Below are 17,390 nucleotides of genomic sequence, written 5' to 3' on the forward strand. Positions count from 1 at the left end.
AGAGAGGGGGCGGTTGGGAACGTCCACGTCCGGTTAGATGTTGTTCCAAGTGACTGACGCCAGATCCTCGCTTCGGCGGGGGTGACCCGAAAGGCGATACGTGACTGGAGCTCTCGCCCCCGTTAAGCCGCTGACGGCCCTCGACCGCTGCGACCGCTGCGGTGCCCAGGCCTACATTCGCGCAACCCTGCCGATAGGTGGGGAACTGCTGTTCTGCGCCCACCACGGGCGTCAGCACGTGGCAGTGCTGCGCGAAAAGGGCGCCGACATCCTGGACGAGTCGGCTCGCCTCAGCGAAACCACTTCTATTGCCCCCAACGGCGAGCGCTGATTCTGGCACTCGTCGTGATGAGATAACCACATATTGCGTAACCAGAACGGCGACCCCGGCACTCCCGGGGCCGCCGTTCTGCGCTTCCGCCCCCGCCACAGACCGCCAAAACCCTAGGACTCACCGAGTACGGAACGAACACCGGCCGGGCGTGTCGCGCCCCGAACCAGCCCGGAACAGCCGGAACAAGAGCCCAGACAGCACGCTCGTGAACCTCGCGCCCACCACAAGCCGGGACCTCACGGGACAACGGTGAACAGCCGGCGGACCGGATGGCGAGCGATCAGCGGACCCGGTAGTGGTAGCGGCCCGCGATCTCGAAGCCCTCGCTCCGATACAAACCCTGCGCCGCCTGGTTGGGAGCAGTCGTCACCAGATAGGCGGACTTCGCGCCCGAATGCCGGACGAGAGCCCGCAGCACCGTACGGGCGAGCCCGCGACGGCGCGCCTCGGGCAAGGTGGCCATGCAGAAGATCCCCAGCGTGTCGCCCTGGGGCACGCCCCGCCCCACCGCGAGCGCCACCCCGTCCTCCTCATACGCCCCGTACCAAGCCGGCACCCCGGTGCAGATGCGCTCAGCCTCCTCGAACCCGATGCCGTAGCGGCCGTCCACGGCCCACCACGTTTCGAGCCAGCCCTGCCAGGGCCGATCTTCGACCCTGATCTCGTGAGCGGGCGGAAAATCGGGCGACCCGGCCATGATGAGAGTGGGATCGACCACCTCATACCCTCGTCGCGCCAGCTCCTCATCCAACCCCGGCGTGGCGTTCGGGCCCATCGAGAAGACACAGCGCTCCCCCCGTTCCCCGTAGAACGCCTCCGCCACCTCGATCGCCCCGCCGAGGTCGGCGGGACCACCCAGGGGCAGCACCGAGTTCGCCCGCTTGGTCACGCCACCCGCGTAACGAAGAACCCATCCCTCATGGGAACGCTGCTCATAGGCGGGCCAGGCTTCGTGGACAAGTAGGTCGAAATTCACCCGCGCAGCCTAGCTGACCTGCGACAGCCCACAGCGCCGCCCCCATTAACCGGCGACTGCGGACCGCCCGGGCGTGTCGCAACCCCCCAGGACGGCGAGCGCCCGCCCCGGTCACTCAGCGCTTACGGGCCCACTCCGCGGAGAAGCATGCCGATTTTGGATCGATACCGATTGGGTATGCACGCCGATCCCTCGTCCCACAAGACGGCGTATCGGCGGCCGGCCGGGGGGCTCGGTAAGCGTCCCCCTGGACGGGGCCCGGCCCGGGCGGCGGCCGGCGCCCACTTGGCCCGCCGTAAAAGAGACTTGGGCCTGAAGAGGACAGCAACCGCAACCGGCGGCCGCGGAAACCGGCGGCCGCGGAAATGACCCGCTGGCCAGGACTAATAGGGTAGGGCGTTGTGCTGATCCTGTTGCCGCCGTCAGAAGGCAAGGCGTCCGAGTGCGGCGGTCCGCCCGTCGGCGAGCTGTCCTTCCCCACCCTCGGCAGAGCCCGCAAACGAGTGCTCACCGCGCTCGTCCGGGCCTCCAAGCGCCGCGACGCCCTCGACGTGCTCGGCCTGACGCCCGGGCTGGCAGGCGAGCTGGCCAAGAACGCCGTGCTCGGCACCGCCGCCACCCTCCCCGCCGCCGATCTCTACACCGGCGTCCTCTACGACAACCTCGGCCTGAGCACCTTGACGGACGAGGCCAGGAGCCGGGCTGAGGAGTCGGTGTTGATCTTCTCCGGCCTCTGGGGTGTGGTGAAGATCACAGATCACATCCCGCCCTACCGCCTCTCGATGGGCGTCAACCTGCCGCCCCTCGGCGGGCTGGCCGCGTTCTGGCGGCCCAAGATCACGAAGGAGCTGGACCGGATCCCCGGGCTGGTGGTGGATCTCCGATCGGCCACGTACGCGGGCGCGTGGCAGCCCGGCGACCGCTCGGTCACGGTCCGGGTGTTCAGGGATGGCAAGGTCGTCAGCCACATGGCCAAGGCGACTCGCGGCGAGATCGCCCGGGCGCTGCTGCACCAGGACACCGCCCCGACGACCCCCGGCGAGCTGGCCAAGACCCTCGACGCCCTGGGCTACACCGTCGAGCTGGCCGAGCCCGCACGCGCCAACCGCCCATGGACCCTGGACGTGCACGTCACCGACGCGTCCCACCAGACGACCTGAGCCAAAAGGGCCGGCCGAAACCAGCCGCGAACGGACCGAACGGAAGAGCGGGCACCCGGAAGACGGGCCACGACCGTGTCCCGCCCGGAAGCTGCAGGAGCGGGTCGGCCCGGAAGCTGCAGGAGCGGGCCCACACAAATGCAACGAGCAGCCCGTCCCTGAGCTGGAGCAGGAAGCATCGAGCCGGGCAGGAAGCGGCAACGGCCGGATACTCGGGCGGGAGACGCTGACCGGAAGCCAAGGCCAGAAACGCCGCCGCCCCGACCGGAAGAGACCCGGTCGGGGCGGCGGCGTTCGGAGCAGGTCAGTCCAAGTAGTCGCGCAGCACCTGGGAGCGCGACGGGTGACGCAGCTTGGACATGGTCTTGGACTCGATCTGCCGGATGCGCTCGCGCGTCACCCCGTAGACCTTGCCGATCTCGTCCAGCGTCTTCGGCTGACCGTCGGTGAGCCCGAAGCGCATCGAGACGACGCCCGCCTCTCGCTCCGACAATGTGTCGAGAACGGAGTGCAGCTGCTCCTGCAGCAGCGTGAAGCTGACGGCGTCGGCCGGGACGATGGCCTCGGAGTCCTCGATGAGGTCGCCGAACTCGCTGTCGCCCTCCTCACCCAGCGGGGTGTGGAGAGAGATGGGCTCGCGCCCGTACTTCTGGACCTCGACGACCTTCTCAGGCGTCATGTCCAGCTCACGGGCGAGCTCTTCCGGCGTGGGCTCGCGGCCCAGGTCCTGCAGCATCTGCCGCTGGACGCGGGCCAGCTTGTTGATCACTTCGACCATGTGGACCGGGATGCGGATGGTCCGCGCCTGGTCGGCCATGGCACGCGTGATCGCCTGCCGGATCCACCACGTGGCGTAGGTGGAGAACTTGTAGCCCTTGGTGTAGTCGAACTTCTCGACGGCCCTGATCAGGCCCAGGTTGCCTTCCTGGATCAGGTCGAGGAACAGCATGCCGCGCCCGGTGTAGCGCTTGGCCAGCGAGACCACGAGCCGGAGGTTGGCCTCCAGCAGGTGGTTCTTGGCGCGGCGGCCGTCTTCGGCGATCCACTCCAGCTCGGCCCGGACGTCCACGGGCAGCCCGTCGGTCTCTCCCCCGCCCAGCTGCTCCTCGGCGAACAGGCCCGCCTCGATGCGCTTGGCGAGCTCGACCTCCTGCTCGGCGTTGAGCAGGGGGACCTTGCCGATCTGCTTGAGGTAGTCCTTGACCGGGTCGGCGGTGGCGCCGGCGGCGGCGACCTGCGCGACCGGGGCGTCATCGTCGTCGTCGGAGAGGATGAGGACCTCGTCCTCGGTCTTCTCCACCACGACCTCGACGGCGGCCTTGGGCTCCTCCTCGGTCTCCTCGGAGTCGCCCTCGGACTCGGTATCGGCCTCGGCGACGATCTCCTCGTCGTCGACTTCGATGTCTTCGAGGTCCTCCAGCTCCACGTCGCCGTCGAGCTCGATGTCCTCGTCGTCGTCCGAGCCGGCCTTGGGGGCGTCGGACGCCTTCTGCTTGCTCTCGGCAGGCCCAGCGCTCTTCTGCTCGGCCTTCTTGGCGGCGGCGGGAGCCGCGGCCTTCTTCGCCGCCGGAGCGGCCTTCTTTGCAGGGGCCGCCTTCTTGGCGGCCGGCTCGGCTTCAGTCGTGCCCACGACCGCTGTCACGGTCTCGGGCTGCTGCTCTTTGGCGGCCGCCGCCGTCTTGGTCTTGACGGGGGCGGCGGTGCGGCGCTTTGCTGGACCACGAGACTTTTTCGGCGCAGCCGAATCCGCGGCGGTCACCACCACGGTCACGCCCTCTTTACTGAGGTTCCGCAAGAATGCGGCGGCGTGCGACATGGGGATGTCCGCCTCCTCGAAGGCCTGACGGACATCCTCAGACTCGAGGAAACCCTGCGAGCGCCCACGCTCGAGCAGTCGCTGAATGACGGGCTCGTTCAGCTCTTGTGGCTTCGAGCGAGTCGAACTTGCAGGCGACACGAACACCTCTCGAACGAACGCGTGGCGACAATGGACCCAGATGCCCGCTGGGGGGCTGTTGCCTCTCTCGGAGATCGGTGAGGCCGTCTGGACTGCGACGGACCTGCACAGCATTCTGGCACGACCCCGCACTCCATACGGCCACCTCCCGGCGGTTGACCTCCACCCTAGGCCGACCCAGACAGTAGTGCGTACGTAAGCGAGGCACTGATACCCGAAAGCAACCGTTATGACTGTTTCATTCAGTCACTCTTCGTGGCGGGCGGCACGTGAATTGCCAGGGCGGTAACGTCATCATCCTGTTCATATCCAGACAACATCCGGTCAACCAGGAAGTCCAGCAACATGTGCGGACTACTGACGACCTCAGGCGGCGCTTCGGTCACAACACTGCAAATCTCTGCGAGTCCGGCGTCCAACCCGCGTTTCCTGTTCTCCACGAGCCCGTCGGAGTAGAGCACAGCGGTATGGCCGGGCGGCACCACGAACCGGAACTGCCTGCGGCTGGTCGGCCAGCCTAGCGGAGTGCCCGGCTCGGCATCGCACAGAATCGCGGTGCCCTGCGGCGAGACCAGCACGGGTGGCGGGTGGCCGGCCAGAGCCAGCGTGCCCTCGCCCGTCCCGGGCTCGACGACCATGTAGGCCAGGGTCGTGACCTGCTCTTCCTCTTCCGTGGCCTCGAAGACCCGGTCGAGGCCGGTGAGCACGGCCGCGGGCGGCGGGTTGGTCAGCGCGAGCGCCCGCATGGCGTTGCGGATGCGGCCCATTCCGGCCGCGGCCTTGACGCCCTTGCCCATGACGTCGCCCACCACGGCCGCCACGCGCCCGTCCTGCAGCACGAAGGCGTCGTACCAGTCGCCGCCCACCTGGACGTGGCGGCTGCCCGAGCGGAAGCGCTGGGCCAGCTCCAGGCCCTTGATCACCGGCAGGCGATCGGGCAGCAGGCTGCGCTGCAGCGTCTCGGCGGTGCGGTGCTCGCGCTCGAACAGCGTGGCCCGCTCGACCGCCAGCGCGCACTGGCCGGCCAGCGCCTCCAGGAAGACGCCGTCCTCCTGAGAGATCTTCTGCGGCCGGGTGAAGGAGAATCGGAGCGCTCCCAGCGCACGTCCCGCCGCGAGCAGCGGCAGGCCCACCCAGGCCCGCTCGTCGCCGTGGGCGAGGAACCCGGCCAGGACCTCCTCGTCGCCGCCGGCCTCCAGCAGCTGGGCCCGCAGCGACTCCGGGGACTCGGCGAAGACCGGCCTGCGGCTGTTGACCGCCATGGTCATGACGTTGGAGTGGGACAGCGGGATCTCGTCGCCGGTCACGCCGGACGCCTCGAGGATGCCCTCGCCGTTGATCAGCTTGAGCGCGGCGCGATCGGGGTCGAGCAGCGCGACCGCCGAGCGGTCGGCGGCCAGGGCGGTGCGGCCCACGTCGATGATGACCTGCACGACCTGCTCGACCGTCAGGGCCTCGGCGAGCATGGCGGTGGCGCCCTGGAGCCGCGCGGTGCGCAGGGCGGCGGCGCCGAGCTGGTCGGTCAGCCTGCCGCGCATCTCCTCGGCCTCGCGCTGCGGGGTCACGTCGGTGTTGGCGCCGACCCACTCCACCACTCTGCCGTGGCGGATGATCGGCACCGCGCGGACCTCGAAGTGGCGGAAGCCGCTGGCCCGGGTGCGCACCCGGTAGTTCCACTCGAACATGGTGCGGCCGCGCAGCGCCTCGCGCCACGCCTCCTCGGTCTGCTGGCGCTCCTCGGGATGCACGACGTCGAGCCAGCCGCTGGCGAGGTATTCCTCCAGGCCCTGGCCGGTGATGGCGCGCCACTGCGGCGCGTCCTCGACGACGGCGCCGGTGGGCGAGGTGATCCAGACGAGCTGCGACTGCGCCTCGACCAGCGAGCGGTAGCGCTCCTCGCTGCGGCGCAGCGCCTCCTCGGTCTGGCGGCTCTCGGTCACGTCGAGCCCGACCAGGGCGATCGCCCGCAGCTCGCCCTGATCGTCGTGGACCGGCGAGAAGGACAGCGACCAGTGCCTGGTGTCGCCCTCGGCGGAGCGCACGCGTACGCGCCCCTCGGTGACCGGCCCGTCGCTCTCGATGACGGCCTGCACGGCGTGGGTGATGATCTGGCTGAGGTCGGCGGCGAGCACCTCGACGGGCGGCCGGCCGATCATGCGGTCGGCGGGCACGTTGACGACATCGCTGAACACGTCGTTGACCCGCTGAACGCGGCCATCGCCGTCGAAGAACGCGAAGGCGAACTCGGCCTCCGACAGCATGCCCTTGAAGAGGGCGGAGTCTGAGATGTCCACATCCGACTCCCGGGGACGGGGAACGGAGGTCTCGGCGCTCATGGTCGGCACCTCCGTCGCGTGCCAGGGTCTCCCACGCGGCACATCTCCATAACTGTGTATCGGCGTAGCGCAGCTCCGGGCGACCGGATTCTGCAGTACATCATCGGCGATGGGCATGCGTGGACGGAAGCCCCCGCCGTGGCCCGGTCGCCTTTAGGGTCTACGCATCCTGTCAAAGTCGCTCCACGTTGCGCAGCAAGATCAGGTTACAGCGCCCGATTGCCGGAGGGATTTCTCCCATGGCGATCAGGTCGTGGCCGCGCGCTTGGCCTCCTGCTTCGTGGCGCGCACGCGGGCCAGGCTGTCGGCGTCGACCACGTCGGCGACCGATCGGTGTGACCCCTCCTCGCCGTAGAGTCCGGCTGCCTCACGCCAGCCTGAATGCTGGACCCCCAGCTGCTTCCCCAGCAATGCCAAAAAAATCTGGGCCTTCTGCTTTCCGTATCCCGGCAGGGCCATCAGTCGTTTCAGCAAGTCTTTGCCGTCCGCCGCCTCGGCCCAGATCCTCTCGGGCCGCCCGTCGTACTCCTCGACCAGGTAGGCGGCGAGCTGCTGCACCCGGGCCGCCATAGACTTGGGATAGCGGTGCACGGCCGGCTTCTCGGCCAGCAGCGCGGCGAACGCCTCAGGATCATAGGAGGCGATCTCCGCCGCGGTGAGGTCGTGCCCCAGCCGTTCGGAGATGGTGAAGGGCCCCGTGAACGCCCACTCCATGGGGACCTGCTGGTCGAGCAGCATGCCGACGAGCAGGGCGAGCGGGCTGCGGCCGAGGAGCTCGTCTGCCTCGCTCCGCTGGGCGAGCTGGATGCGCATGGAGACAGCTTTGCACGAAAGGGCACGCTGTGAAGTGAACACAGGCGTCGTAGAGGCTTGACACACGCCGCTGAAAAGATGAAATGAGAGCGCAAGTCGCCCTGTAGACATTCCTGGGGGTTTGCCCCCGGGTCTCCAGAGGAATCTCACATCTATGCTCGCTCTGGCCACACGGTTCCTACGGGAACCGGTCAGTCTCAGGCTGGCCGAAGAGTTCCTGACCGTACCCGTGGACACGATCGATCGCTGTGTCGCCGACGTGTGTGCGTGTGCGCATCATCTGGGCATCTCGGCGACGCCCGAGATCGTGGAACGCATCGCTCGCGAGCACTTGCTCGCGATCGTCAACTCCGCGCCGCCGCCCCGAAGCGCCCGATAACATCGGGGTCACCAGGCCGAGTTCTACGCACCGTTTGCGCCTGGAATACGAGAGAGTGAGGGCGTGCGCCGACACCGACGAGATCCCCGGGAGAGCACCCCGCCAGACGACGTGTTCAAGGAGATGGTGCAGGCGGCCCGAGAGCTGCTCGCCGTACGCACTCCTCTGGACGCCGAGCTGATGGTCTCCGACATGATCGGCGCCTGGTGGGGCAAGCGGGTCAGGGGCGGTGACGTGGAGCAGGTGCTCGGTGAGGGCCTGGTCGACTACGCCGCCAAGGCGGGCACGCCAGCCTCGCTGACCCTGCTGATCTGCCTGGCCTATCTCGGCACGGCCCGTCAGGGCGCCAAGGCCGAGGGCGCGGCGCTGGCGATGATGGAGTCGGGCGTGGCCACTCCCGGCTGGGCCGAGCGGGTGGGCGCGGTCAAGCCGGCCGGCTGCTACGTCTCCCGCGACGCCTACGGCGACCAGGACACGGTGATCTGCACGTTCGCCTACCGCTGGAACGAGGGCGCGCTGCCGATGGACCGGCACGCGCTGGTCATGGTCGTCGACTACAACATGAGCGGCATGGCCCGCGACGCCTGGGTGTCCTCGCACGTCGACAAGCTGCTGGAGCAGGCCAGGGCCGAGGCGGCGGGCAATCCGATGCTGCTGTTCGAGGAGATCCAGCCCGAGCAGGCCAGGGCGCTGCTGGAGTCGGCGATGAAGGCCACCAGGGAGCCCAAGACGCCGCCCCCGGTGAGCGACAGCTACAGCGCCTACCACGCCTTCGCCCGCGCCCGGCTCAAGGCGCTGCCGCCCGGGCGCAAGCGGCCCGCGCCGCTGAACATCGAGGCCCCCTACAGCCGTGAGCGGCGGGCCATGCTGGCGGCGGAGTTCCTGGCCTCGGACGCGGCCGAGCACCTGTCCGACCCCTCCGCGGCCTCGCGCTGCGCCGACCACATCATCGACTACGGCTGTGAGCAGGACTTCAACCGGCCGCTGCGGGTCAGCCCGACCAAGTGCGAGACGTTCCTGCTGGGCTGGCTGCCGCGCAAGGTGATGCTGAGCGTGGCCGAGCAGGAGGCGATGCCGCACGCGCTGTCGGCCTGGGTGCGCTTCGCCGCCCACCGCACGGGGCTGCCCGAGCAGGGGCTCAAGGCCACGCTCGACGCGGTGTGGGAGGCGACGGGCAAGTTCCCCGAGGCCTATCGCGACCCGACGTCGCTGGGGCTGGACCGGGCGCTGCTGGAGCGGCTGCTGCCCGACGGCGACCTGTCGGCGCTGCCGCGGCGGATCTTCGCCTTCCCTTTCCTGCAGGGCTCGCACGACGGGGTCGAGCTCGACCTGCTCAACCCGGCCGACGAGGCCGACCGCCGGACGTTACTCGAGATCGACCACGGCGGCACGATCGACCAGGAGCATCTGGCCTGGCACGAGGAGATCGCCACCCGGCTGTGGGAGGGTGACCCGCCGCAGCTCTGGGAGGCCGCGCAGCGCCTGCTCGACCTCGGCCACGACCGGCACGACGTGCTCCACGTACTGATCGAGATCGCCGAGCGGATCGGGGGCGACCCCGACGAGCTGGCGGCGGCGCTCGACGACATCGCCGACATCCCCGACGAGATCTAGGCGCGAGCCGCCCGTAGAATCTTGTTCTATGGCGATGTACACCCGCCTTGCCAGGGGCGCCTACCTGGCGTCGGAGCACACGCAGGGCCCATGGGATCCGGCCGCTCAGCACATGGGACCCGTCACCGCCCTGATCGTTCACGAGCTCGCCCAGACCGCGCCGCGGCCGGGGCTGGAGCTGTCCCGGCTGGTGGTGGACGTGTTCGGGCCGGTGCCCGTGGGCGAGCTGGAGATCACGACCGACGTGGCCCGCGACGGCAAGCGCGTGCAGTGCCTGACGGCGAGCGTCGCCTCCGGCGGCCGCGAGCACGTCAGGGCGAGCGCGTGGCGCGTCCGCACGGCCGAGACGCCGCCGACGCCGGTCTCAGGGCCGCCGGCGCCCGTGCCGCCGCCTTCGGAGGAGCACGCCCGCTCGTGGCTGGGCTCAGGCTTCGGGTACGGCAGGGCGCTCGACTGGCGTTTCGTCACCGGCGGCCCCATGGAGGTGGGCCCGGCCACGGTCTGGGGCAGGCTCACCGTGCCGCTGGTCGAGGGCGAGGAGATCACTCCGCTGGAGCGCCTGGCGGCGTTCGCCGACAGCGGCAACGGCATCAGCTTCGCCGTCGGCTTCGACACCCACGTGTTCGTGAACGTGGACCTGACCATCTCCCTGTTCCGCGCCCCGGCCAGCGAGTGGATCTGCATGGACGCGCGCACGGTCCTCGGCCCGTCGGGCAGAGGGCTGACCCGCTCGACCCTGTACGACGAAGGCGGCGAGGTCGGCACGGCGACGCAGACGTTGTTCGTCGCGCCGAGGTAGCCGCTACCGCCATGATGGGGTCATGGTGATCGACCTCAACGCTGACCTGGGTGAGGGCTTCGGCATCTGGCGGCTCGGCGACGACCTCGCGCTGCTCGACATCGTCACGAGCGCCAACGTGGCCTGCGGCTTCCACGCCGGCGACCCCGTGACCATCAGGCGCACCTGCGCGGCGGCCGTCGACCGGGGCGTGGCGATCGGGGCGCAGGTGTCCTATCGCGACCTGGCGCACTTCGGCCGCAGGGACATGGACGTCGAGCCGGAGGAGCTGTGCGCCGAGGTGCTCTACCAGCTCGCGGCCGTGGACGGCATCGCCAGGGCGATGGGCGGCCGGGTGTCCTACGTCAAGCCCCACGGCGCCCTCTACAACCGGATCTGCCGCGACGCGGTCCAGGCGGCGGCGGTGATCGACGCCGTGTCCGACTACGACCCCTCGCTGCCGGTGCTCACGCTGCCCGGCTCCGCGGTGCACGCGGTGGCCGCGGCGGAGGGCGTTCCGACGGTCTGCGAGGCGTTCGCCGACCGGGCCTACACCGTGGCCGGGACGCTGGTCCCGCGGCGGGAGCCCGGCGCGGTGGTCCACGACGCCGCCGTGGTGTCCGCCCGTGCCCTCCAGATGGCCGTGGAAGGCTCTGTGACGGCCGCTGACGGCAGTTCCGTACCGATTTCTGCCCGTTCCATCTGCGTCCACGGAGACACGCCTGACGCCGTCCGGCTGGCGCAGGCGGTGCGCGACGAGTTGCTGGGGGCCGGCGTGGTCCTTCAGGCGTTCACGTGATCAGGGCCGCCGGGGAGCACGGGCTGCTCGTGGAGACGGGCTCGCTGGCGCTGTCGCACCGGCTGGACGCGGCGCTGCGGGCCGACCGGCCCGCCGAGGTCGTCGAGATCGTGCCGGGGCCGGAGAGCGTGCTCGTCGTGGCTCCCGAGGCGGATCAGGACCGGCTGCGGGCGCGGCTGACGGCGGTCGTCGAGCAGGAGCGCGGCAGGACCGGCGCGGGAGCGGCCGAGGAGCCGGTCGTGACGATTCCGGTGGTCTATGACGGGGCCGATCTCGATTCCGTGGCCGAATCGGCCGGGATCTCGGTGGACGAGGTGATCTCCCGGCACTCGGGGCGCGAGCTGGTGGTGGGGTGGCTGGGGTTCGCTCCCGGTTTCGCCTACCTCACGGGGCTCGATCCGGTGCTGGAGCTGCCCAGGCTGGACACGCCGCGCACCTCGGTGCCCGCCGGTTCCGTGGCGATCGCGGGCCCCTACTCCGCCGTCTACCCGACCGCCTCGCCCGGCGGCTGGCGGTTGCTCGGGCGCACGTCGCTCCAGGTGTGGGACGTGGCGGCCGATCCGCCCTCGCTGTTCAGGCCGGGCGTGCGCGTCCGTTTCGAGCCCGCATGATCGAGGTGCTGGCGCCCGGTCCTTACGCGACCGTCCAGGATCTCGGCCGGCCCGGTTACGCCCACCTGGGGGTGCCCAGGTCGGGCGCGGCGGACACGGCGAGCCTGCGGCTGGCCAACCGGCTGGTGGGCAACGCGGAGGGGCTGGCGGGGGTCGAGCTGACGTTCGGGCTGGCGCGGCTGCGGTTCGCGGACGGGGCGTGGGTGGCGCTGGCGGGCGCGCCCGTGCCGGCCGGGGACGTGCGCGGCGCGGGGATGGCGGTGCCCTTCTGGGTGCCGCCGGGCGGCGAGCTACGGCTCGGCGCGCCGGTGCGCGGGTTGCGGACCTATCTGGCCGTACGCGGCGGGATCGCGGTCGAGCCGGTGCTCGGCAGCCGCTCCACCGACTCGCTGTCCGGGCTCGGGCCCGAGCCGCTGCGGGCGGGCACGCTGCTGCCCGTCGGCCGGCCGGAAGGCGTCATCTCGGTCGATCAGGCGCCGCTGCCGGGGCCGCGCCCGCCGGTCCTGAGGGTGCTGCCGGGGCCGCGCGACGACTGGTTCACGGCGGACGCGCTGGCCGAGCTGTGCGCGCGCCCGTACACGGTGAGCCAGGACAGCAACCGCGTGGGCGTCCGCCTGAGCGGGCCCGAGCTGGCCAGGGCCAAGGAGGGCGAGCTGCCGAGCGAGGGCGTGGTCGTCGGTGCGGTGCAGGTGCCGCCGAGCGGGCAGCCGATCGTCTTCCTCGCCGACCATCCGCCCACCGGGGGTTATCCGGTCGTCGCCGTGGTCCGCACCGCCGACCTGCCGATCGCTGCCCAACTGCGGCCGGGGGACGAGGTCCGTTTCAGGGTCGCCGCCGCTCCTGACGGGACGCGAGGCTTCAGGGTCCGGTGAGGACCACCTCCGTCGTACGCTGCGTGCCCTGGCGTTCGTACGTCACGCTGACGCGCTCGCCGGGGCGGTGGGCACGTACGGCGGCGATGAGGCCGGCAGCCGAGGTGACGGCCGTGCCGGCGAGGGCCGTGATCACGTCGTTCTGGCGCAGTCCCGCCTCGTCCGCGGGGCCGCCCCCGGTCAGGTCGCCGACCAGGGCGCCCGGCCGGCTCGGGGAGTCGAGGGCCGAGACGCCGAGGCGGGCGTGCTCGACCCGGCCCGTTGCCAGCAGCCGGTCGGCGACCCGCTTGGCCTCGTTCACCGGGATGGCGAAGCCGATGCCGGCGCTGCCGGTCCCGGTGCCCGCGAGGGCCGTGTTGATGCCGATCACTTCCCCGTCCATGTCGACGAGCGCGCCGCCTGAGTTGCCCGGATTGATGGCGGCGTCGGTCTGGATGGCGTCGGCGAGCGCCAGCGGGCCGGCCTCGCCGGCCGGCGTGCGGTTCAGTGCGCTGACGATCCCGGCGGTGACCGTGCCCTCCAGGCCGAAGGGGCTGCCGATGGCCAGCACCTCCTCACCGACCCTGGTCTCGTCGCTGTCGCCCAGCCTGGCCGGCCGCAGGCCCGCCGCGTCCACGGCCTTGAGCACCGCGAGGCCGGAGACGGGGTCGGCGCCCACGACGGCGGCCTGGAGCGCGGCACCATCCGTCAGGCGCAGCGTGACCTCGCCCGTCGTCGCCGCGACCACGTGCGCGTCGGTCAGCACGGTGCCCTCGGCGTCGTACACCACTCCCGAGCCCGTGCCGCCCGGCGCGGTCACCAAGACGACGCTGGGCAGCACGGCGCCGGCGATGTCGGCAGGCTCGTCACCATGCCGGGGAGCGGGCGTGGTGGTGCCGGGGACGGGAGCCGGCGCGATCACGGCCGAGGCGCGTTCCCGCTCCCTGTGGCGTCCCGGCAGCAGGCCGCCGAGCAGCCAGGCCAGCAGCGAGCCCGCGACGATCCCAGCGACCGCGGCGGTGAGACGGCCGCGGCGGGGCGGCGGAGGCGGCGGTTCCGGTGGTTCCGGCGGTTCCACCTGCCACGATCCCCTTCCGGGATAGTACGTGTACACGATGCCGCCCTCGCGGCCCTTGGTCGACAATGCGGCCTCCCTGACATGGCGTGTAGTGCCACAGTCGGGCCGCTACCTGCCACCGCGCTGACGTCTGGCTGACTTATTCCTGTGACCGCGGCCGGTCGTCATCTGTCAGGGGCGCGCAGCACCGCCGCCGCGTTGAACCCGCCGGTCCCCCGCGCCACGACGAGCACGGTGCGCAGCCCGGGCAGCTCCCTGGCCTGGGTGACCAGGTCGAGGTCGTGGGCGAGATCTCCGGCGTTGATCGTGGGCGGCAGCACGCCGTGGTGCAGCGCGAGCGCTGCCCAGGCCACGTCGAGTGCGGCGGCGCCGGAGTTCAGCCGGCCGGTCATGGTCTTGGGGACCGTGACCGGGACCTTCCGCCCGCCGAACACCTCGGTCAGCGCCTGTGCCTCGGCCCTGTCGCCCTCCGGGGTGCCCGCGCCGTCGGCGAAGACCGCGTCCACGTCTCCGGCGTCGCAGCCGGCCCGCTCCAGCGCCAGGCGCATGGCCCGAGCGAGTTGCCCGCCGTCGGCAGGTGGCGCGGCGGGGTGGCGGGCGTCGTGGGTGGCGGCGGTGCCGGTGATCTCGGCGTACACGTGGGCGGCCGGACGCAGGTGGGCGCGCTGCCACTCCTCGACCACCAGCATCGCGCCGCCCTCTCCCGGCACGAAGCCGCTCGCCTGCCGGCTGAAGGGCCGGTAGGCGAGCGCGGGGTCGGGCTCGCCGCTGAACGTGCCCTGCCCGGCCTGGCAGACCAGCGCGTACGGCGACAGCGGCGCCTCCGTCCCGCCCACCAGCACCGCCTGGACGCCCCGCCGGATGTGCCGCCCTGCCTGAGCGAGCGCGTCGATCCCGCCCGCCCCGTCGGAGATGATCACCCCGCAGGGCCCCTTGACCCGGTGCCGGATGGAGATCTGGCCGCTGCTGGCGGCGTAGAACCAGCCGATCGACTGGTACGCGCTGACCGCCCGCGGCCCGGACCTGTAGAGCGCCTCGATCTCCCGCTGGCCGAACGCGTTCCCGCCCGAGGAGCTGGCGGTGACCACCGACAGGTGGAACGGGAACTCCCCCTGGGGGTCGAGCGCCGCGTCCGCCAGCGCCAACTCGGTCGCGGCCAGCGCCATCCACGACCACCTGTCGGTCTGGACCCGCAGCCGCGGCTCGATCAGCTCGTCCTCCGCAAAGCCCGTCACCTGCCCGCCCACCTTCATCGGCAGGGCTCCGGAGTCGGGCAGGGGGCGCAGCCCTGAGCGTCCGGCCAGACCGTTCGCCCAGTGCTCGGCCGCGCCCAGCCCGGTCGGCGCGACCACGCCGATCCCGGTGATCGCCATCCTGCGGCTCACGCGGCCTCCAGCCGGGACAAGACCATCGCCGACTGGAAGCCGCCGAACCCGCTGCCGGCCGACAGCGCGTGTTCCACGGTGACCTCTCTGGCGGTGACCGGGATGTAGTCCAGATCGCATTCGGGATCGGGGGTGGTCAGGTTGGCCGTGGGCGGGACCACGCCGCGCTGGATCGCCAGCGCGCACGCCGCCATCTCGATCGAGCCGATGGCGCCGAGCGAGTGCCCGATGACCGACTTGATGGAGCTGATCGGGATGTGGCGGGCGGCCTCGCCGAGCGCCCGCTTGTAGGCGGCCGTCTCGTGCCGGTCGTTCTGCTTGGTGCCGGAGCCGTGGGCGCTGATGTAGCCGAGGTCCTCCGGCGCGAGGCGCGCCCGGTCCATCGCCTCGGAGATCGCCTCGCCCAGCTCGAACCCGTCGGGGCGCAGGCCGGTCATGTGGAAGGCGTTGGCGCGGGCGCCGAAGCCGGTGATCTCGCAGTACACGCGCGCTCCGCGGGCCAGGGCGTGCTGGAGCTCCTCCACGATCAGCACGGCCGCGCCCTCGCCGAGCACGAAGCCCTGCCGGTCGGCGTCGAAGGGCCGCGAAGCCTGCTCGGGGTCGGCGTTGCGCGGGCTGGTCGCTCTGATCGCGTCGAAGCAGGCCACGGTGATCGGCGAGATCGGCGCGTCGGAGGCGCCGGCGAGGACGACGTCGGCCTCGCCGTCCTGGATGAGCGTGTGGGCATGGCCGATCGCGTCGATGCCGGAGGTGCAGCCGGTCGAGATCACCGCGGCCGGGCCCTGGGCGTGGAAGCGGACGGCCAGCTCCGCGGCCGCGCTGGAGGGCACCAGCGCCTGGTAGAGGAACGGGGCGACGTGGGTCGGGTCGACCACCCAGTCACGGCCGCCGTTGCTGGCGACGATGTACTCCTCCTCCAGGCGGATGGTGGAGCCGACGGCCGTGCCGAGCGAGACGCCGGTCCGCTCGGGGTCGGGCGAGCTCAGCCCGCTGTCGGCGTACGCCTCCCGCGCGCAGGCCAGCGCCATCAGCACGAACCGGTCCAGCCGTCTGACCTCCTGAGGAGTGAGGCCGTGGGCGGCGGGGTCGAAGTCGCACTCGGCGGCGATCTGGGAGCGGAACGGCTCGGGGTCGAACGTCGTGATCCGCCGGATGGCCGGCTTGCCTCCCGTGATGCGTTGCCAGAACTCCTCGCGATTGCCCCCGCCGGGGGCGATCACGCCGATCCCGGTGACGACGCTGCGCCGGGGCCCGCCCTTCATGGGACCACCTCGGTGTCGACGTGGCCCAGCTCGGGCCGGGGGGCCAGCGGGGCGAGCTGGAAGACCGCCAGGGCCTCGCCCGCGCCGACGTTCGTCAGGCGGTGGCGGACGTTCCTGGGCACGAGCAGCGACTGCTCGGCGCTCACGGCGACCGGCTCGCCGTCGAGGTCCACGCGGAGCTCGCCCCTGGCCAGGAAGATGAACTCCTCGGAGTAGGGGTGGTAGTGCTCGGCGACCTGCTCGCCGGAGGCCAGGCGGACCGCGCCGAGGAAGCCCGAGCTGGCGCCCACGGTGGCCGGGGAGACCAGGGTGCGCAGGTCGCCGCCGCGACGGGTGTTGGAGGGCACGTCGGTGAAGCCGACGACGGCCCGCCGGCTCTGCTCCACCCGCTCCTTGATGACCTCCATCTGGACGCGGGTGTTGCGGTTGATGTGCTCGGTCATGCCCGCGGTGTCGACGGGGGCGGCGGGCTTCATGTGGAAGTCCTGGACCCAGCGCATGCGCGTGCGGTCGGCCGCGAGCTCCTCGTACGTCCAGGTGATGTTCATGAACTCGAACGGCCCGGTCTCGACCCGGCGGGCGCGCACGGTCCAGGTGTCGCGGTCCCAGCTCCGCCGGGACACCCACGACCACTCGCGGCCCTGCTCGTCGGGGTGCATGGTGAGCCGGAAGACGACCGAGTCGTCCGCCTCCTCCAGCACCTCCACTTTGGCGTACTCGGTGAACAGCTCGGGCCAGGTACGCACGTCGTTCGTCCGTGCCCAGACGAAACCGATCGGCGCGTCGATCTCGATGGCGTTGTCGGTGTGGCCGATCATGACGCGGCTCCCGCCAGGCGCTGGTTGACGATCTCGGCCACCTGCGCGGGGCTCTGGCCGGCGTCGATGTCCAGGGCGAGGCCGAAGCGGTCCTCGATCCTCGTGGCGATCTCGACCCTGGCCAGCGAGTCCAGCGCGAGCTCCTCGAAGGTCAGGGTGTAATCGTCCTGCGCGGGCCCCAGGCCCACGGCCAGGAGCAAGGTCCTCAGGTCTGCCGGGGTGAAGGTGTTGGCTGGCAT

At 71.3% G+C, this 17,390-nt stretch carries 17 protein-coding genes; 8 read left to right on the top strand and 9 right to left on the bottom strand.

Annotated features, from left to right (window positions below; all coding sequences use genetic code 11):
• Positions 1-100: 100 nt before the first annotated feature.
• A complete protein-coding gene (locus ABEA43_RS51170) occupies positions 101-331 on the top strand; it encodes a DUF7455 domain-containing protein (protein ID WP_345573491.1) in 231 nt (76 codons plus the stop codon).
• Positions 332-614: 283 nt separating this feature from the next.
• Here the strand turns inward: ABEA43_RS51170 and ABEA43_RS51175 are convergent, their stop codons facing one another.
• The gene (locus tag ABEA43_RS51175; RefSeq protein ID WP_425570571.1) at positions 615-1,310 is read right to left on the bottom strand and encodes a GNAT family N-acetyltransferase; all 696 of its coding nucleotides are present in this window, start codon (positions 1,308-1,310) and stop codon (positions 615-617) included.
• Between the two features lie 401 nt (positions 1,311-1,711).
• Here ABEA43_RS51175 and ABEA43_RS51180 point away from each other — a divergent pair, with 401 nt between their 5' ends.
• A complete protein-coding gene (locus tag ABEA43_RS51180; RefSeq protein WP_345573495.1) occupies positions 1,712-2,470 on the top strand; it encodes a YaaA family protein in 759 nt (252 codons plus the stop codon).
• Between the two features lie 304 nt (positions 2,471-2,774).
• On the opposite strand, the gene ABEA43_RS51185 is transcribed toward ABEA43_RS51180, so the two are convergent.
• The 3 genes from ABEA43_RS51185 to ABEA43_RS51195 form a co-directional block, all read right to left on the bottom strand.
• Positions 2,775-4,427, bottom strand: a complete 1,653-nt coding sequence (locus ABEA43_RS51185; protein WP_345573497.1) for an RNA polymerase sigma factor — start codon at positions 4,425-4,427, stop codon at positions 2,775-2,777.
• 242 nt (positions 4,428-4,669) lie between these two features.
• Positions 4,670-6,763, bottom strand: coding sequence for a SpoIIE family protein phosphatase (locus ABEA43_RS51190; RefSeq protein ID WP_345573499.1), 2,094 nt, complete (start codon positions 6,761-6,763; stop codon positions 4,670-4,672).
• Between the two features lie 246 nt (positions 6,764-7,009).
• Complete coding sequence (locus ABEA43_RS51195) at positions 7,010-7,576, bottom strand: HhH-GPD-type base excision DNA repair protein (RefSeq protein WP_345573501.1); 567 nt, start codon at positions 7,574-7,576, stop codon at positions 7,010-7,012.
• Positions 7,577-7,730: 154 nt separating this feature from the next.
• Here ABEA43_RS51195 and ABEA43_RS51200 point away from each other — a divergent pair, with 154 nt between their 5' ends.
• From ABEA43_RS51200 to ABEA43_RS51225, 6 genes are all read left to right on the top strand, one after another.
• Positions 7,731-7,955: a hypothetical protein gene (locus tag ABEA43_RS51200; RefSeq protein WP_138694562.1), complete on the top strand. Its 225-nt coding sequence runs from the start codon at positions 7,731-7,733 to the stop codon at positions 7,953-7,955.
• 123 nt (positions 7,956-8,078) lie between these two features.
• The gene (locus ABEA43_RS51205; protein WP_345573581.1) at positions 8,079-9,569 is read left to right on the top strand and encodes a hypothetical protein; all 1,491 of its coding nucleotides are present in this window, start codon (positions 8,079-8,081) and stop codon (positions 9,567-9,569) included.
• 28 nt (positions 9,570-9,597) lie between these two features.
• A complete protein-coding gene (locus ABEA43_RS51210) occupies positions 9,598-10,368 on the top strand; it encodes a thioesterase family protein (RefSeq protein ID WP_345573506.1) in 771 nt (256 codons plus the stop codon).
• 22 nt (positions 10,369-10,390) lie between these two features.
• Positions 10,391-11,146, top strand: a complete 756-nt coding sequence (locus ABEA43_RS51215; protein ID WP_345573508.1) for a LamB/YcsF family protein — start codon at positions 10,391-10,393, stop codon at positions 11,144-11,146.
• Positions 11,143-11,757: a 5-oxoprolinase subunit B family protein gene (locus ABEA43_RS51220; RefSeq protein WP_345573510.1), complete on the top strand. Its 615-nt coding sequence runs from the start codon at positions 11,143-11,145 to the stop codon at positions 11,755-11,757. Before ABEA43_RS51215 ends, ABEA43_RS51220 begins: the two co-directional genes overlap by 4 nt.
• On the top strand, positions 11,754-12,629 hold the full coding sequence (locus tag ABEA43_RS51225; RefSeq protein ID WP_345573512.1) for a 5-oxoprolinase subunit C family protein: 876 nt from the start codon (positions 11,754-11,756) through the stop codon (positions 12,627-12,629). The genes ABEA43_RS51220 and ABEA43_RS51225 overlap by 4 nt, the downstream gene beginning before the upstream one ends.
• On the opposite strand, the gene ABEA43_RS51230 is transcribed toward ABEA43_RS51225, so the two are convergent.
• The 5 genes from ABEA43_RS51230 to ABEA43_RS51250 all read right to left on the bottom strand — a co-directional run bounded on the left by ABEA43_RS51230 (position 12,616) and on the right by ABEA43_RS51250 (position 17,390).
• On the bottom strand, positions 12,616-13,752 hold the full coding sequence (locus ABEA43_RS51230) for a S1C family serine protease (RefSeq protein ID WP_345573514.1): 1,137 nt from the start codon (positions 13,750-13,752) through the stop codon (positions 12,616-12,618). The genes ABEA43_RS51225 and ABEA43_RS51230 overlap by 14 nt on opposite strands.
• Before the next feature lie 98 nt (positions 13,753-13,850).
• A complete protein-coding gene (locus tag ABEA43_RS51235) occupies positions 13,851-15,071 on the bottom strand; it encodes a beta-ketoacyl synthase N-terminal-like domain-containing protein (RefSeq protein WP_345573516.1) in 1,221 nt (406 codons plus the stop codon).
• Positions 15,068-16,333: a beta-ketoacyl-[acyl-carrier-protein] synthase family protein gene (locus ABEA43_RS51240; protein ID WP_345573518.1), complete on the bottom strand. Its 1,266-nt coding sequence runs from the start codon at positions 16,331-16,333 to the stop codon at positions 15,068-15,070. Before ABEA43_RS51240 ends, ABEA43_RS51235 begins: the two co-directional genes overlap by 4 nt.
• Positions 16,330-17,151: a cupin domain-containing protein gene (locus ABEA43_RS51245; protein ID WP_345573520.1), complete on the bottom strand. Its 822-nt coding sequence runs from the start codon at positions 17,149-17,151 to the stop codon at positions 16,330-16,332. Before ABEA43_RS51245 ends, ABEA43_RS51240 begins: the two co-directional genes overlap by 4 nt.
• Positions 17,148-17,390 (bottom strand): acyl carrier protein, encoded by a 243-nt coding sequence (locus ABEA43_RS51250; protein ID WP_345573522.1) that lies wholly within the window; start codon positions 17,388-17,390, stop codon positions 17,148-17,150. The genes ABEA43_RS51245 and ABEA43_RS51250 overlap by 4 nt, the downstream gene beginning before the upstream one ends.

Source organism: Nonomuraea rosea, assembly GCF_039539705.1.
GTDB classification, from domain to species: Bacteria; Actinomycetota; Actinomycetes; order Streptosporangiales; family Streptosporangiaceae; genus Nonomuraea; species Nonomuraea rosea.

Coding starts and splice junctions, on each gene's coding strand:
- ABEA43_RS51190 (WP_345573499.1), bottom strand. CDS start 6,763: ATGAGCGCCGAGACCTCCGTTCCCCGTCCCCGGGAGTCGGATGTGGAC.
- ABEA43_RS51195 (WP_345573501.1), bottom strand. CDS start 7,576: ATGCGCATCCAGCTCGCCCAGCGGAGCGAGGCAGACGAGCTCCTCGGC.
- ABEA43_RS51200 (WP_138694562.1), top strand. CDS start 7,731: ATGCTCGCTCTGGCCACACGGTTCCTACGGGAACCGGTCAGTCTCAGG.
- ABEA43_RS51205 (WP_345573581.1), top strand. CDS start 8,079: ATGGTGCAGGCGGCCCGAGAGCTGCTCGCCGTACGCACTCCTCTGGAC.
- ABEA43_RS51210 (WP_345573506.1), top strand. CDS start 9,598: ATGGCGATGTACACCCGCCTTGCCAGGGGCGCCTACCTGGCGTCGGAG.
- ABEA43_RS51215 (WP_345573508.1), top strand. CDS start 10,391: ATGGTGATCGACCTCAACGCTGACCTGGGTGAGGGCTTCGGCATCTGG.
- ABEA43_RS51225 (WP_345573512.1), top strand. CDS start 11,754: ATGATCGAGGTGCTGGCGCCCGGTCCTTACGCGACCGTCCAGGATCTC.
- ABEA43_RS51240 (WP_345573518.1), bottom strand. CDS start 16,333: ATGAAGGGCGGGCCCCGGCGCAGCGTCGTCACCGGGATCGGCGTGATC.
- ABEA43_RS51245 (WP_345573520.1), bottom strand. CDS start 17,151: ATGATCGGCCACACCGACAACGCCATCGAGATCGACGCGCCGATCGGT.
- ABEA43_RS51250 (WP_345573522.1), bottom strand. CDS start 17,390: ATGCCAGCCAACACCTTCACCCCGGCAGACCTGAGGACCTTGCTCCTG.